The sequence below is a fragment of the Rathayibacter sp. AY1A7 genome, assembly GCF_002930845.1.
In the GTDB taxonomy this organism is placed as follows: domain Bacteria; phylum Actinomycetota; class Actinomycetes; order Actinomycetales; family Microbacteriaceae; genus Rathayibacter.
The window spans coordinates 1-15,673 of record NZ_PSTL01000004.1; the positions used below are offsets into that span (position 1 = coordinate 1).

The following is a 15,673-nucleotide window of genomic DNA, read 5'->3' on the forward strand; positions in this document are numbered from 1 at the left end:
CCGTTCCTCCCCCTCCCACCCCGGAGCCGCCGACGGCGGCCCCGACACGACCCAGAAGGGCTCCTAGTCCGTGCCAACGACACGCCTCAGCACCGAACCCACCGCCGTCCTCGTCCTCGAGGACGGACGACGATTCCGGGGACAGGCCTACGGCGCCCGAGGCCGCACCCTGGGCGAGATCGTCTTCGCCACCGGCATGACCGGGTACCAGGAGACGCTGACCGACCCGAGCTACGCCGGCCAGATCGTCGTGCAGACCGCGCCTCACATCGGCAACACCGGGACCAACGACGAGGACATGGAGTCGCGCCGCATCTGGGTCGCCGGCTACGTCGTCCGCGACCCCTCCCGCGTCGTCTCCAACTTCCGCGCGCAGCGCTCCCTCGGCGACGACCTGGAGACCGACGGCATCGTCGGGATCTCCGGCGTCGACACCCGGGCGATCACCCGCCACATCCGCTCGGCCGGCTCGATGCGCGCCGGCGTGTTCTCCGGCGAGGACCTCGCCCTCCCCGAGGAGGAGCAGCTCGCGCTGGTCCTCGGCGGCCGGCAGATGCAGGGGCTCAACCTGTCCTCCTCGGTCTCGACCGACGAGCAGTACACGGTGCCCGCCCGCGGCGAGCGCGTCGGCTCGGTCGCGGTCATCGACCTCGGGGTGAAGACCTCGACGGTCGACTACCTCGCGGAGCGCGGCTTCGACGTGCACGTGCTGCCCGAGTCCGTGACCGCCGAGCAGGTGCTCGCGCTCGACCCGTCCGCGCTCTTCTTCTCCAACGGCCCCGGCGACCCCGATGCCTCGGACCGCCACGTCGAGCTGCTGCGCACCACCCTGCGCGCCGACCTGCCGTTCTTCGGCATCTGCTTCGGCAACCAGCTGCTCGGGCGCGCTCTCGGCTTCGGCACCTACAAGCTCCCGTTCGGCCACCGCGGGATCAACCAGCCCGTGCTCGACAAGCTCACCGGCCGCGTGGAGATCACCTCGCAGAACCACGGGTTCGCCGTGGACGCGCCGATCGAGGGCGAGCTGGACTCGCCCGAGGGCTTCGGCCGCGTCGAGGTCAGCCACTACTCCCTCAACGACTCGGTCGTGGAGGGCCTGCGCTGCCTCGACATCCCCGCCTTCTCGGTGCAGTACCACCCGGAGGCGGCGGCCGGCCCGCACGACTCCAACCACCTCTTCGACCGCTTCCGCGAGATGGTCGTGCAGCGCACGGCCGGGCGCGGGGCCTCGGAGCCCACCGACATCCCCACGACCAGCAGCATCGGAGAGCAGAAGTAATGCCGCGCAGGGAAGACATCCAGAGCGTCCTGGTCATCGGCTCCGGCCCGATCGTCATCGGACAGGCCGTCGAGTTCGACTACTCCGGCACCCAGGCCTGCCGCGTGCTGCGTGCCGAGGGGGTGCGCGTGATCCTCGTCAACTCCAACCCGGCGACGATCATGACCGATCCCGACTTCGCCGACGCCACCTACGTGGAGCCGATCACGCCCAAGGCGATCGAGGCGATCATCGCCAAGGAGAAGCCGGACGCCATCCTGCCGACCCTCGGCGGGCAGACGGCCCTGAACGCGGCCATCCAGCTGCACGACCTCGGGATCCTCGAGAAGTACGGCGTCGAGCTCATCGGCGCGAGCTTCGAGGCGATCAACCGCGGCGAGGACCGCCAGATCTTCAAGCAGCTGGTGCTGGACGCGGGCGCCGACGTCGCGAAGTCCTACATCGCGCACACCGTCGACGAGGCGATCGAGTACGCCGAGGACCTGGGCTACCCCCTCGTCATCCGCCCGTCGTTCACCATGGGCGGCCTGGGCTCCGGCTTCGCCTACACCCGCGAGGAGCTGGTGCGGATGGTCGGCGACGGCCTGCACCAGAGCCCCACCACCGAGGTTCTCCTGGAGGAGTCGATCCTCGGCTGGAAGGAGTACGAGCTCGAGCTCATGCGCGACACGGCCGACAACACGGTCGTCGTCTGCTCGATCGAGAACGTCGACCCCGTCGGCGTGCACACGGGCGACTCGATCACCGTCGCACCGGCGCTGACCCTCACCGACCGCGAGTACCAGAAGCTGCGCGACATCGGCATCCGGATCATCCGCGACGTGGGCGTGGACACCGGCGGCTGCAACATCCAGTTCGCGATCGACCCGGCGGACGGCCGGATCATCGTGATCGAGATGAACCCGCGCGTCTCCCGCTCCTCCGCCCTCGCCTCCAAGGCGACCGGCTTCCCGATCGCCAAGATCGCCGCGAAGCTCGCCATCGGCTACCGCCTGGACGAGATCCCGAACGACATCACCAAGGTGACGCCGGCGAGCTTCGAGCCGACGCTGGACTACGTGGTCGTGAAGGTCCCGCGGTTCGCGTTCGAGAAGTTCCCGGCCGCCGACAAGACGCTGACCACGACCATGAAGTCGGTGGGCGAGGCGATGGCGATCGGCCGCAACTACGCGCAGGCGCTGCAGAAGGCGCTCCGCTCGCTCGAGAAGCGCGGCTCGTCGTTCCACTGGGGCGCGCAGGAGCGCTCGGTCGAGGAGCTCCTCGAGATCGCGAGGACCCCCACCGATGGCCGCATCGTCACCGTGCAGCAGGCGCTGCGCCTGGGAGCCACGGTCGAGCAGGCGTTCGAGTCCACGAAGATCGACCCCTGGTTCCTCGACCAGATCGTGCTGATCAACGAGATCGCCGACCTGGTGCGCGAGCACGACGGCCTCGACGCCGGACTCCTCCGCCTGGCGAAGGACCACGGCTTCTCGGACGCGCAGATCGCCGAGCTCCGCGGGCTCGACGAGGCGGAGGTCCGCCGCACCCGCTACGCGCTGGACGTGCGCCCGGTCTACAAGACCGTCGACACCTGCGCGGGTGAGTTCCCGGCGCTCACGCCGTACCACTACTCCTCGTACGACGAGGAGACGGAGGTCGTCGCCGCCGACCGCCGCAAGGTCGTCATCCTGGGCTCCGGCCCCAACCGCATCGGCCAGGGGGTCGAGTTCGACTACTCCTGCGTGCACGCCTCGTTCGCGCTCTCGGACGCGGGCTTCGAGACGATCATGATCAACTGCAACCCCGAGACGGTCTCGACCGACTACGACACCTCGGACCGCCTCTACTTCGAGCCGCTGACTCTCGAGGACGTGCTCGAGGTCATCCACGCGGAGTCGCAGTCCGGCGAGCTCGTCGGCGTCGTCGTGCAGCTGGGCGGCCAGACGGCGCTCGGGCTCGCCGCGGGCCTCGAGTCGGCCGGCGTACCCATCCTCGGCACCACCCCCGCGAACATCGACCTCGCGGAGGAGCGCGGCGCGTTCTCGCGGATCCTCGACGAGGCGGGGCTTCTCGCTCCGCGCAACGGCACCGCGACCGACCTCGACGGCGCCCGCGAGGTCGCGGTGGAGATCGGCTACCCGGTCCTCGTCCGTCCGTCGTTCGTCCTCGGCGGGCGCGGCATGGAGATCGTCTACGGCACGCCCCAGCTCGAGGACTACTTCGAGCGGATGGCCGGCGAGGGGATCATCGACGAGGCGCACCCGCTGCTGGTGGACCGCTTCCTCGACGACGCGATCGAGATCGACGTCGATGCGCTCTTCGACGGCGAGCAGCTCTACATCGGCGGCGTGATGGAGCACATCGAGGAGGCCGGCATCCACTCCGGCGACTCGGCGTGCACGCTCCCGCCGGTGACGCTCGGCCGCCGGCAGATCGACCAGGTGCGGGAGGCGACCCTCGCGATCGCGCAGGGCGTCGGCGTCCGGGGACTGCTGAACGTCCAGTTCGCGATCGGCCAGGGCGTGCTCTACGTGCTCGAGGCGAACCCCCGGGCCTCGCGCACCGTGCCGTTCGTGTCGAAGGCGCTGGGGATCCCGCTCGCGAAGGCCGCGTCGCGCCTGATGGTGGGCGAGACCATCGCCGCGCTGAAGGCCGAGGGCCTGCTGCCCGAGCGCGACGGCTCCGACGTCCCGATGGACTCTCCCATCGCGGTGAAGGAGGCGGTCCTGCCGTTCAAGCGCTTCCGTACCAAGGAGGGCCAGATCGTCGACTCGCTGCTCGGGCCCGAGATGCGCTCCACCGGCGAGGTCATGGGGATCGACCGCGACTTCCCGCGCGCCTTCGCGAAGAGCCAGGACGCCGCGTACGGCGGCATGCCGGCGAGCGGGACCGTCTTCATCTCGGTCGCCGACCGCGACAAGCGCTCGATCGTCCTGCCCGCGCTGCGCCTGCGCCAGCTCGGCTTCGACATCCTCGCGACCGAGGGCACGGCCGAGGTGCTGAACCGCAACGGGATCCAGGCCCGCGTGGTCCGCAAGTACAGCGAGACCGCCGAGGGCGACGCGCCCTCCATCGTCGAGCTGATCGCCCGCGACGAGGTCGACGTGGTGATCAACACGCCCAGCGGAGGAGCGACCCGCGCCGACGGCTACGAGATCCGCGCCGCCGCGGTCGCCGCGGACAAGCCGCTGTTCACCACGATCGCCCAGCTCGCGGCCGCGGTCGCCTCGCTCGACGCGGCGAACGAGCCCTTCGAGGTGACGAGCCTGCAGGACTACGCCCTGCGCCGCGCGGAGCGCACCGCGTGAGCGGCGGCGCGGCGGGCACCGCCTCCTTCGGCTCGCGCCTCGAGGCGGCGTTCGCCGCGCACGGCCGGCTCTGCGTCGGGATCGACCCGCACGCGTACCTGCTCGACGCGTGGGGCCTCGCCGACGACGCAGCCGGACTCGAGAGCTTCGGCCGCACGGTCGTCGAGGCGGCGGCCGGCCGCGTGGGCGTGGTGAAGCCGCAGATCGCGTTCTTCGAGCGGCACGGCTCGGCGGGCTACGCCGCGCTCGAGCGCGTGCTCGCCGACGCCCGCGAGGCCGGACTGCTGGTGATCGCCGACGTCAAGCGCGGCGACATCGGCACGAGCGTCACCGCCTACGCCGAGGCGTGGCTCCGGCCGGGCTCGCCGCTCGAGGCGGACGCCATGACCGCCGCGGCCTACCAGGGGCTCGGCTCCCTCGAGGGGATGCTGACCCTCGCGGAGGAGGCGGGCAAGGGCGTGTTCGTCCTCGCAGCCACCTCCAACCCCGAGGCCCGTCCCGTGCAGCGCGCCCTCGTGCAGGACGGCGGCCGGGCGGGATACACCGTGGCACGCGCGGTCGTGGCGGACGTGGCATCCTGGAACGACGCTCACGCTCGCGCGTCGATCGGCTCGGTCGGCGTGGTGCTCGGCGCCACGGTCGCCCTGGGCGACTTCGGCATCGGCATCGACGAGCCGCTGCACCCCGCACTCCCGGTGCTCGCGCCCGGCTTCGGCCACCAGGGCGCGGCCGTCGCGGACGCGCAGCGGCTGTTCGGCGCGCTGAGCGCCGCCACCATCGTCAGCGAGTCGCGAAGCGTGCTCGGCGCCGGCCCCTCGGGGATCGCGGCCGAGATCACCCGCCGCGCGACCGACATCCAGGAGACCCTTGTCCGCTGAAACCGTCAGCCCCGATCCCGGCGCCTCCTCGGGCCCGGAGGCCGTGCGCCGTCCCTCGCCGCCCGAGGTCGACCGGCGCGCCGCCTCCGAGGCCGCGATCGCGGCGCGCCGTGCCCGCGCCGCCGTCAAGAAGGCCGTCGCCGCCGGACGCCGCCCCGCGACCGCCGTGCTCGCGGCCGCCCAGGCCGAGCCGCTCGGAGTCGAGGGGCGGATGCGCGTCAGCGAGCTGCTCCGCGCCGTGCCCGCGCTCGGCGTGGTCAAGACGCCCAGGGTGATGGACCAGCTGCGGATCGCTGAGTCGAAGCGCCTCGGCGGGCTCGGCCGGCGCCAGGTCGAGGGCCTGGCGTCGTTCCTGGAGGAGCGGGAGTCGCGGCAGCGCCGCCCCGGCCGCAACCGCCTGCTCGTCCTCGCCGGTCCGACCGCGGTCGGCAAGGGCACGGTGTCGACCTACATCCGCGAGAACTACCCGGACGTCCTGCTCTCGGTCTCGGCCACCACCCGGGCCCCGCGTCCGGGCGAGGTGGACGGCGTCAGCTACTACTTCGTCGACGACGCCGAGTTCGACCGGATGGTCGCGGCGGGGGAGTTCCTCGAGTACGCCGTCGTCCACAACGCTCACCGCTACGGCACGCCCCGCGGCCCCATCGACGCCGCGCTGGAGCAGGGCCGGCAGGTGATGCTCGAGATCGACATCCAGGGTGCCCGCCAGGTGCGCGAGCGGATGCCGGACGCGCGGCTGGTCTTCCTCCTGCCGCCGACCTGGGACGAGCTGGTCCGCCGACTGGTCGGCCGCGGCACCGAGAGCGCGGAGGAGCAGGAGCGCCGCCTGGCCACCGCGAAGGTGGAGCTGGCCGCGCAGGACGAGTTCGATTTCGCCGTCGTCAACAGCACCGTGCCCGAAGCGGCCCGCGAGGTCGTAGAATTGATGTCGCCTCGTGCCGACGGCGCGCCCGCTGACCCGGGCCGCTGACACCGGGCCACCGACCACCTCCGGGCCGACGCCCCGGGTCCCACCGGGCACACGCCCCTCGGAGCCCGCGCGTCGTGTTGCTCCGGAGCCGCAGATCGGCGCTGATGCGCCTGCAAGGAGACACCCATGGCCAACAACCTCGGCATCATCGACCCGCCCATCGACGAGCTCCTCTCGAAGGTCGACTCCAAGTACGCGCTGGTGATCTTCGCCTCCAAGCGCGCCCGCCAGATCAACGACTACTACGCCGACCTCCACGAGGGCAGCCTGTTCGACAACGTCGGCCCGCTCGTCGACTCCACCATCGACGACAAGCCCCTCTCGGTCGCACTGCACGAGATCAACGAGGACAAGCTCGTCGCCAAGCCCCTCGCCGAGTAGTCCCCTCCGGGTGGGCTCCTCTCTCGAGGCCGGCCGACGGCTCAACGTCGTCGTCGGCATCACCGGCGGCATCGCCGCGTACAAGGCCGTCGGAGTCGTCCGCGCGCTGGTCCTCGCGGAGCACGACGTGCACGTCGTCGCGACCGAGGCCGCGCTGCGCTTCGTCGGGAAGCCCACCCTCGAGGCCATCTCGCGGAACCCGGTGCACACCGAGCTCTACGAGGGCGTCGCCGAGGTCCGGCACGTGGCAATCGGCCAGGCCGCCGACCTCATCGTGATCGCGCCCGCGACGGCGCACACGCTCGCCAAGCTCGCCGCCGGCCTCGCCGACGACCTGCTCGGCAACACGGTGCTCGCGAGCACCGCCCCGCTCGTGGTCGCCCCCGCGATGCACACCGAGATGTGGGCGAACGCCGCCACCGTCGCGAACACGGCGGTGCTCCGCTCCCGCGGCGTGCACGTCGTCGGCCCCGCGGTCGGCCGCCTCACCGGCGCCGACTCGGGCCCCGGCCGCATGGAGGAGCCCGAGACGATCGTGGCGGAGGCCCTCGCCGTCCACGCCCGCTCCGCCTCCGCCCGCCGCGACCTGGCGGGCGTGCGCGTCCTCGTGACCGCCGGCGGCACCCGCGAGCCCCTCGACCCGGTGCGCTTCGTCGGCAACCGCTCCAGCGGCAGGCAGGGCGTCGCGCTCGCGCTGGCCGCTGCGGCCCGGGGCGCGGAGGTCACCCTCCTCGCCGCGAACCTCGACGTGCCGGCGCCGGAGGGCGTCACGGTCCTCCCGGTGGGCACCGCGCTCGAGCTGCGCGAGGCCGCTCTCGCCGCGGCCACCGGCGCGGACGTCGTGATCATGGCCGCGGCCGTCGCCGACTACCGGCCCGCCGCGGTCGCCGACGCGAAGATCAAGAAGGAGCAGCAGGGCGACCGTCTCGTCCTCGAGCTCGTCAAGAACCCGGACGTCCTCGCCGAGATCTCCGCCTCCCGGCGGGAGGGGCAGATCGTCGTCGGCTTCGCCGCGGAGACCGAGCCGGACCGGGACGCGATGCTCGCGCTCGGCCGCGCCAAGATCGCCCGCAAGGGCTGCGACCTGCTCGTCCTCAACAGGGTGGGCTGGGCCGAGGGTTTCCAGAGCGACAGCAACGCCGTCGTGGTCCTCGATCGGGCCGGCGATATAGTTGGCGAGGCCTCGGGCAGCAAGGCGGAGGTGGCCGATCGCGTCCTCGACGCGGTCGTGCGCTAGCCCCGCCGGTCCGCCCGCCCAGGCGCCGATCGCCTGCCGCCCGGCATCGCGCCCGCCAGGCCACTCCCGGTAAGAACGACCCCGGTCCGCACGAGCCGGGACGAGAAGAGAAGCATGACCTCCGGTCCCCTCCGCCTGTTCACCTCCGAGTCCGTCACCGAGGGCCACCCGGACAAGATCTGCGACCAGATCTCGGACCGCATCCTCGACGCCCTGCTCCGCGAGGACCCGCACAGCCGGGTCGCCGTCGAGACGCTGGTCACGACGGGGCTCGTGCACGTCGCGGGCGAGGTCTCCACGAGCGGCTACGTCGAGATCCCCAAGATCGTGCGCGACACGATCGTCGAGATCGGCTACGACTCCTCGGAGAAGGGCTTCGACGGCCGCTCCTGCGGCGTCTCGGTCTCGATCGGCCAGCAGTCGCCCGAGATCGCGGCGGGCGTCGACACGGCGCTCGAGGTCCGCTCCTCCGAGGCGGGCGAGGACGCCTTCGACCGCCAGGGCGCGGGCGACCAGGGCCTGATGTTCGGCTTCGCGACCGACGAGACCCCCGAGTACATGCCGCTGCCGAGCTGGCTCTCGCACCGCCTCGCCGAGCGCCTGGCCGCCGTCCGCAAGTCGGGCGAGCTCGACTACCTCCGACCCGACGGCAAGACCCAGGTCACCATCGGCTACGACGGCACGACGCCGTCCACCATCGACACCGTCGTCCTGTCCACCCAGCACGCCGAGCACGTCAGCACCGAGACGATCCACGCGGACATCGCGGCGCACGTCATCCGCCCCGTCCTCGAGACGGTCGACCTCGACTCCTCCGCCGTGCGCCTGCTGATCAACCCGACGGGCCGCTTCGAGATCGGCGGCCCTCAGGGCGACGCCGGGCTCACCGGCCGCAAGATCATCGTCGACACCTACGGCGGAGCGTCCCGCCACGGCGGCGGCGCGTTCTCGGGCAAGGACCCGTCGAAGGTGGACCGCTCGGCCGCCTACGCCATGCGGTGGGTCGCCAAGAACGCGGTCGCCGCGGGGCTCGCCTCGCGGCTGGAGGTGCAGGTCGCCTACGCCATCGGCAAGGCGGCCCCGGTCGGCCTCTACGTCGAGACCTTCGGCACCGGCACCGTCTCCGACGAGACGATCACCGAGGCGATCCGCTCGGTCTTCGACCTGCGCCCGGCCGCGATCATCCACGCACTCGACCTGCTCCGCCCGATCTACGCGCAGACCGCGGCCTACGGCCACTTCGGCCGGGAGCTCCCCGACTTCACCTGGGAGCGCCTCGACCGGGTCGACGACCTGCGCACCGCCGCGGGCCTCTCGTAGCGGGCGCGGCGGCGATGGCGACGAGCGGAGCCGTCGCGCGCGTGCTCCTGGACTCGCCCCTCCCGCAGCTCGACCGGCTCCTGGACTACGCGGTGCCGGAGGCGCTGCGCGGCGAGGTGGTCCCCGGCGTGCGCGTGCGGGTGCCGTTGCGGACCGGAGGCCGGATCGCCGACGCGTTCGTCGTCGAGACGGGGGAGGGGACCGAGCACGCCGGAGCGCTCAGCGGCATCGAGGAGCTGGTCTCGCCGCTCGTCGTGCTGACCCCGGAGGTCTGGGCCCTCGCCCGCCGGGTGGCCGACCGCGCCTCCGGAGGCGCGAGCGACGTGCTGCGCCTGGCCGTGCCGCGCCGCCACGTCCGCGTCGAGAAGGCGCGACTCGCCGCGGGTCCCGCTCCTGCGGCGCCCGCGGTCGAGGCGGGCGGCGTGACGGGCTACTCCGACGCCTCCTTCGCGGGACTCGCCGAAGGGGCCCGGCTGGCGGTCGGCGCCGTGCCGGCTCCGGTGAGGCTCGACTCGGGCGCGTGGGTCGGCGGCTGGGCCGTCACGCTCGCCGAGCTCGCCCGGGACACGCTCGCCGCGGGCCGCGACGCGATCCTGGCCGTCCCCGACTACCGCGACCAGGAGCAGCTGGAGCTCGCTCTCGCCGCCCTCGTCCCCGCGGAGGCGGTGGTGCGCCTCGATGCGCGGCAGAAGGGCGCCGAGCGCTACTCCGCCTTCGTCCGCTGCCTCGATCCCGGGCCGCGGGTCGTCGTCGGCAACCGCTCCGTCCTCTACGCGCCCTCCTCCGCCCTCGGCCTGATCGCGCTCTGGGACGACGGCGATCCGCTCTTCGCCGAGCCGCTCGCGCCCTACGCGCACGCCCGCGACGTCGCCCTGGTGCGGCAGGAGCAGAGCGGCGCCGGCCTCGTCCTGCTCGGCAACACGCGCACGGTCGAGGTCGAGCGGCTCGTCGAGATCGGCTTCGCGACCGAAGTGGAGCCGCGGCCGAGCCGCCGCCCGCACGTCGTGCCGACCGCCCAGCAGTGGGCGGCCGACGAGCACGACGCGGCAGCGCGCATCCCCTCCTCCGCCTGGCGGGAGGCGCGGAAGGCCCTCGACTCCGGTCCCGTGCTCGTCCAGGTCGCGCGCCCCGGCTACGCGCCGGTGGTCGCTTGCGCCCGCTGCCGGACCGTCGCACGCTGCAACCGCTGCCAGGGTCCGCTCGGCGTGCACTCCGAGGGCGGGCGGCCGAGCTGCGGCTGGTGCGGCCTGATCGCGGCCGACTGGACCTGCTCCGTCTGCGAGGCGACGGCTCTGCGCCTCGTCTCCCTCGGCGCGGGCCGCACCGCGGAGGAGCTCGGACGCGCCTTCCCGGGTGCCAAGGTGATCGTCGCCGACGGGCAGCGCCCCGTGCTCACCCTCCCCGACGAGCCCGCGCTCGTCGTGGCCACGCGCGGGGCGGAGCCGCGGGCCGACGGCGGCTACCACGCCGTCCTGCTGCTGGACGGCGAGCGGATGCTGGCCCGCGAGAGCCTGCGGGTCGCCGACGACGCGCTCCGCACCTGGTCGAACGCCGCGGCGCTGGCCCGCCCGGGCGCGCCGGTCCTCCTGGTCGGGGTCGGCGGCCGGCTCGCGACCGCCCTGGCGACTTGGCGGCAGGCCGAGTACCTCCGGGCCGAGCTCCAGGAGCGGCGCGCTCTGCGCTTCCCGCCCGCGGTGCGCCTGGCCACGGTGAGCGGCGACGCGCACGCGGTGGAGGAGGCGCTCGAGGCGCTCGACGAGGACGACCGGCACGAGGTCCTCGGTCCTGTCGGGCTCGAGGACGGCTCCGTCCGGGCGATCGTCCGGTTCGACTACGCTCGCGGTGCGGATGTGGCCGCGCGCCTCCGCTCCGCCGTGATCCGCAACGCCACGCGCCGTCGTCGCCCGCCGACCACGCCCGGCCGCTTCCGGCCGGCCCCCCGGCTCCGGGTCCGTCTCGACGACCCCGACATCCTCTGACTCCCCAGGAGACCCCCGTGCGCCTCGTCTTCGCCGGCACGCCCGCCGCCGCCGTTCCGACCCTCCGCGACCTCGCCGCCTCCGCGCACGAGGTCGTGGCCGTGGTCACCCGGGAGGACGCCCCGGTGGGACGCAAGCGCGTGCTCACCCCCTCGCCGGTCGCCGTCGTGGCCGAGGAGCTGGGGATCCCGGTGATCCGGGCGAACCGCCTCGACGAGGACGTGACCGACCGGATCGCGGAGCTCGCCCCCGACCTCGGCGTGATCGTGGCCTACGGCGGCCTCGTCCGGCAGCGCCTGCTGGCGGTGCCGCGCCTGGGCTGGATCAACCTGCACTTCTCCCTGCTGCCGCGCTGGCGCGGGGCGGCTCCCGTCCAGCGGGCGCTGATGGCGGGCGACACACGGATCGGCGCGAGCGTCTTCCAGCTGGTCGCCGAGCTCGACGCCGGTGACGTGTACGCCGAGCTCGCCGTCGACGCGGGGGAGCACACCGCGGGCGAGCTGCTGACGGAGCTGGCCGCGAGCGGCGCCGGCCTCACCCTCGGCGTGGTCGACGCGCTGGAGGAGGGCACGGCCGTCGCGACTCCGCAGGCCGGAGAGGCGACCCCCGCTCCCAAGCTCGACGCCGCCGACGGCCGGATCGACTGGAGCCTCCCGACCGCGCGGGTCCTCGCGCTCGTGCGCGGAACGACTCCCGAGCCCGGAGCCTCGACCGCGGTGGGGGACGCGCGCCTCAAGGTGCTCGCGGTCCGCGCGGCCGAGGGGGACCTCGCTCCCGGCGTCGTCCGCCTCGACTCGGGGCGCGCCCTCGTCGGCACCGCGGACGGAGCGGTGGAGCTGGTCACCGTCCAGCCCGCCGGCAGGACCCCGATGGCCGGCGCCGCCTGGGCCCGCGGCCTGCGCGAGAGCACGGTGCTCGCGTGAGCGCCCGGCGCGAGGCCGCTCCCGCCCGGCGGGTCGCCTACGACGTCCTGCTCGCGGTGAGCGGGTCGGACGCCTACGCCAACCTGGTCCTGCCCGCGCGGATCAGCGCCGCCGGCCTCTCGCCCGCCGACGCGGGACTGGCCACCGAGCTCTGCTACGGCACTCTGCGGATGTCCGGCTACTACGACCGCGTGATCGCCCTCGCGGCCGGCCGGTCCGTCGAGAGCATCGATGCGCCCGTGCTCGACGCGCTGCGCCTGGGCGTGCACCAGCTGCTCGCGACCCGCGTGGCCCCGCACGCCGCGGTGAACGAGAGCGTCGCGCTCGTCGCTGCTGGCTCCTCGCGGGGAGCGGTGGCCTTCGCCAACGCCGTGCTGCGCGCGGTCTCGCGCTCGAGCGCCGGCGAGTGGCGCGAGCGGGTCTCCGCGGCCGCGGTCTCCGGGGACGACCGGATCGCCGCGCTGAGCTCCCACCCCGTGTGGATCGTGCGCGCCCTGCGACGGGCGCTGGCGGCGGAGGGGGCGGCCGACGAGCTCGACGCGCTGCTCGCCGCCGACAACGCGGCTCCGCGGGTGAACCTGGTGGCTCTGCCGGGCCTGGCGTCTCCCGGCGAGATCGCCGACGCCGAACCCGACCGGTTCTCGCCGGTCGGCATGACCAGCACCGGCGGCGACCCGGAGGCGTTCCCCGCGGTGCACGAGGGCCGCGTGCGCGTGCAGGACGAGGGCTCCCAGCTCGCCGCTCTGGCGCTCTCCCGAGCACGGCCGGTCCGCCCGGGCGAGCGCTGGCTCGACCTGTGCGCGGGACCCGGCGGCAAGGCGGCGCTGCTCGCGGCGGAGGCGCGCGCAGGCGGGGCGGCGCTGCTCGCCAACGAGGTGGTCCCGGGCCGCGCGGGCCTGGTGCGGCAGGCGCTGGCCGCCGTCGACCCGTCGGTCGAGGTGCGCACCGGCGACGGGCGCGACCTGGGCGACGAGCAGCCGGGCTCGTTCGACCGCATCCTCCTCGACGCGCCGTGCTCCGGTCTCGGTGCGCTGCGGCGTCGGCCCGAGGCGCGCTGGCGCAAGTCCGCGGCCGACGTGGAGCCGCTGGCCGCCCTCCAGGGCGAGCTGCTCGACTCCGCGGTCCGGGCTCTCGCTCCCGACGGGCTGCTGGCCTACGTGACCTGCTCGCCGCACCTCGGCGAGACCCGGCGCGTGCTCGCCCTCGCGCAGGAGCGGCACGAGCTCGAGCTCGTCGACACGCCGGCCGTGCTGCGCGCGGTGACGGCGGACCCGCTCCCGCTGCCGGACGGCCCCCTCCACGTGCAGCTCTGGCCGCACCGGCACGGCACCGACGCCATGTTCGTCCAGCTCCTCCGCCGCCGCCGGCCCCTCGAGGCGGCGTCCGGAGACGCCTGACCCCTCCGGAGCGGGAGCGTGCTCGGCCGGCGGACGCCGAGGACGCTCCGATCTAGGCTGGACGCATGCCCGCACGGATCAACCCCAGCATCCTCTCCGCCGACTTCGTGAACTTCGAGGCCGAGCTGCAGCGCATCGCCGGAGCCGACCTCGTGCACGTCGACGTGATGGACAACCACTTCGTGCCGAACCTCACCTTCGGGCTGACCATGGTCCAGCGCCTCCAGGACGTCTCGCCCCGGCCGCTCGACCTGCACCTGATGATCGACGACCCCGACCGGTGGGCCCCCGACTACGCCGAGACCGGCGCCTTCTCCGTGACCTTCCACGCCGAGGCCGCGCGCGACGCCGTGGCCCTGGCGCGGCGCCTGCGCGAGATCGGCTCGCGGGCGGGGATCGCGCTCAAGCCGGGCACGATGGTGGACGACTACCTCGACCTCCTGCCCGAGTTCGACCAGGTCCTCGTGATGACGGTCGAGCCCGGCTTCGGGGGCCAGTCCTTCATGGAGGAGACGATGCCCAAGCTGCGCACCCTCCGGAACGTGGTGGACCGCACCGGGCTCGACGTCTGGCTCCAGGTCGACGGCGGGATCGCTCCCGGCACGATCGAGATCGCAGCGGAGGCGGGAGCCGACACCTTCGTCGCGGGCTCCGCGGTCTTCGGCGCGGACGACCCGGAGGCCGCGATCGCGTCGCTGCGCGAGACGGCGACCGCTCACCTGCACCGGCACTGAGGCGGCCCGCGCCCGGCCGCCGTATAGACTTCCCCGGTGAAAACTTTCGACGACCTCTTCGCTGAGCTGGGCGAGAAGGCCGCCGCCCGTCCCGAGGGTTCGGGCACCGTCCGCGAGCTCGACGCCGGCGTGCACTTCATCGGCAAGAAGATCGTCGAGGAGGCCGCCGAGGTGTGGATGGCCGCCGAGTACGAGGGCGACGAGCGCACCGCCGAGGAGATCTCGCAGCTGCTCTACCACCTGCAGGTGCTCATGCTCGCCAAGGGACTGACGACGGCCGACGTCTACCGGCATCTGTGAGCCCCGCCCCGCTCGCCGGGGTGCGCCTCCGCTCCGCGCCGTCGCGCCCGCACGCTCCCCGAGGAGCCGTGCCGCCCCCTGAACAGCCGTCGAGTCATGAAGGACGTCCCGTGACCACCACCCCCGCCCCGGCGCTCCTGCGCGTCGCCGTCCCCAACAAGGGCTCCCTCTCGGAGACCGCCGGTCAGATGCTCGCGGAGGCCGGCTACACCGGCCGCCGCGACCCGAAGGAGCTGCACGTCGTCGACGAGCGCAACGGGGTGGAGTTCTTCTACCTGCGCCCGCGCGACATCGCCACCTACGTCGGCTCCGGCGCTCTCGACGTCGGGGTCACCGGCCGCGACCTCCTGATCGACTCCGGCTCCGAGGCGCGGGAGATCGCGAGCCTGGGCTTCGCGAACTCCACCTTCCGCTTCGCCGGGCCCGCAGGCCGCTACGACGAGCTCGCGCAGATCGACGGCCTCCGCGTGGCGACCAGCTACCCGGGCCTCGTGGGCCGCTTCCTCCGGGAGCACGGCGTCGAGGTGTCGCTGATCCGCCTCGACGGCGCGGTCGAGTCCGCGATCCAGCTCGGCGTCGCCGACGTCATCGCCGATGTCGTCGAGACCGGCACCACGCTCCGCAAGGCCGGCCTCGAGATCTTCGGGCCGGTCATCCTGGACTCGACCGCCGTCCTGGTCTCCGCCGCGGGGGAGCCCGAGGGCATCCCGGTGCTGCTGCGCCGCCTGCAGGGCGTGCTGGTCGCCCGCGAATACGTGCTGCTCGACTACGACTGCCCCGTCGCGCTCGTGGAGAGCGCCACGGCGATCGCCCCGGGCTTCGAGTCGCCGACGGTCTCGCCGCTGCACGACGCCGAGTGGGTGGCCGTCCGCGTGATGGTGCCGCGCTCGGACATGAACCAGGTGATGGACCGCCTGTACGACCTGGGCGCCCGCGCGATCCTGGTCACCTCCATCCACGCCGCGCGCCTGTAGAGGGGGAGCCG

Annotated in this window: 13 protein-coding genes; all 13 read left to right on the forward strand. The window is 73.6% G+C overall.

Going from position 1 to position 15,673, the window contains the following annotated elements; translation table 11 throughout:
* Nucleotides 1–70: 70 nt before the first annotated feature.
* Nucleotides 71–1,279 carry a glutamine-hydrolyzing carbamoyl-phosphate synthase small subunit gene (carA, locus tag C5B95_RS05055; RefSeq protein WP_104232669.1) on the forward strand — a complete coding sequence of 403 codons (1,209 nt, stop codon included), beginning with the start codon at nucleotides 71–73 and terminating at the stop codon, nucleotides 1,277–1,279.
* Nucleotides 1,279–4,569: a carbamoyl-phosphate synthase large subunit gene (carB, locus tag C5B95_RS05060; protein ID WP_104267300.1), complete on the forward strand. Its 3,291-nt coding sequence runs from the start codon at nucleotides 1,279–1,281 to the stop codon at nucleotides 4,567–4,569. Before carA ends, carB begins: the two co-directional genes overlap by 1 nt.
* Complete coding sequence (gene pyrF, locus C5B95_RS05065) at nucleotides 4,566–5,447, forward strand: orotidine-5'-phosphate decarboxylase (protein ID WP_104232667.1); 882 nt, start codon at nucleotides 4,566–4,568, stop codon at nucleotides 5,445–5,447. Before carB ends, pyrF begins: the two co-directional genes overlap by 4 nt.
* 43 nt (nucleotides 5,448–5,490) lie before the next feature.
* Entirely contained in the window at nucleotides 5,491–6,417 is a 927-nt protein-coding gene (gene gmk, locus C5B95_RS05070; protein WP_104348685.1) for a guanylate kinase, read from the forward strand.
* 126 nt (nucleotides 6,418–6,543) lie between these two features.
* Entirely contained in the window at nucleotides 6,544–6,798 is a 255-nt protein-coding gene (gene rpoZ / locus C5B95_RS05075; protein ID WP_104221835.1) for a DNA-directed RNA polymerase subunit omega, read from the forward strand.
* A 10-nt stretch (nucleotides 6,799–6,808) separates the two neighbouring features.
* The gene (coaBC, locus tag C5B95_RS05080) at nucleotides 6,809–8,035 is read left to right on the forward strand and encodes a bifunctional phosphopantothenoylcysteine decarboxylase/phosphopantothenate--cysteine ligase CoaBC (RefSeq protein WP_104292131.1); all 1,227 of its coding nucleotides are present in this window, start codon (nucleotides 6,809–6,811) and stop codon (nucleotides 8,033–8,035) included.
* A 114-nt stretch (nucleotides 8,036–8,149) separates the two neighbouring features.
* Complete coding sequence (metK, locus tag C5B95_RS05085; protein WP_104348638.1) at nucleotides 8,150–9,355, forward strand: methionine adenosyltransferase; 1,206 nt, start codon at nucleotides 8,150–8,152, stop codon at nucleotides 9,353–9,355.
* Between the two features lie 14 nt (nucleotides 9,356–9,369).
* Complete coding sequence (locus C5B95_RS05090) at nucleotides 9,370–11,334, forward strand: hypothetical protein (protein ID WP_104348639.1); 1,965 nt, start codon at nucleotides 9,370–9,372, stop codon at nucleotides 11,332–11,334.
* A gap of 17 nt (nucleotides 11,335–11,351) precedes the next feature.
* Complete coding sequence (locus tag C5B95_RS17700) at nucleotides 11,352–12,257, forward strand: methionyl-tRNA formyltransferase (protein WP_219813821.1); 906 nt, start codon at nucleotides 11,352–11,354, stop codon at nucleotides 12,255–12,257.
* Entirely contained in the window at nucleotides 12,254–13,654 is a 1,401-nt protein-coding gene (locus tag C5B95_RS05100) for an RsmB/NOP family class I SAM-dependent RNA methyltransferase (protein ID WP_258059819.1), read from the forward strand. The genes C5B95_RS17700 and C5B95_RS05100 overlap by 4 nt, the downstream gene beginning before the upstream one ends.
* A 65-nt stretch (nucleotides 13,655–13,719) precedes the next feature.
* Nucleotides 13,720–14,388: a ribulose-phosphate 3-epimerase gene (gene rpe, locus C5B95_RS05105; protein WP_104257836.1), complete on the forward strand. Its 669-nt coding sequence runs from the start codon at nucleotides 13,720–13,722 to the stop codon at nucleotides 14,386–14,388.
* A 36-nt stretch (nucleotides 14,389–14,424) separates the two neighbouring features.
* A complete protein-coding gene (locus C5B95_RS05110; RefSeq protein WP_055791842.1) occupies nucleotides 14,425–14,688 on the forward strand; it encodes a phosphoribosyl-ATP diphosphatase in 264 nt (87 codons plus the stop codon).
* A 110-nt stretch (nucleotides 14,689–14,798) separates the two neighbouring features.
* Nucleotides 14,799–15,662 carry an ATP phosphoribosyltransferase gene (gene hisG, locus C5B95_RS05115; protein ID WP_104348642.1) on the forward strand — a complete coding sequence of 288 codons (864 nt, stop codon included), beginning with the start codon at nucleotides 14,799–14,801 and terminating at the stop codon, nucleotides 15,660–15,662.
* The last annotated feature ends 11 nt before the right edge of the window (nucleotides 15,663–15,673 follow it).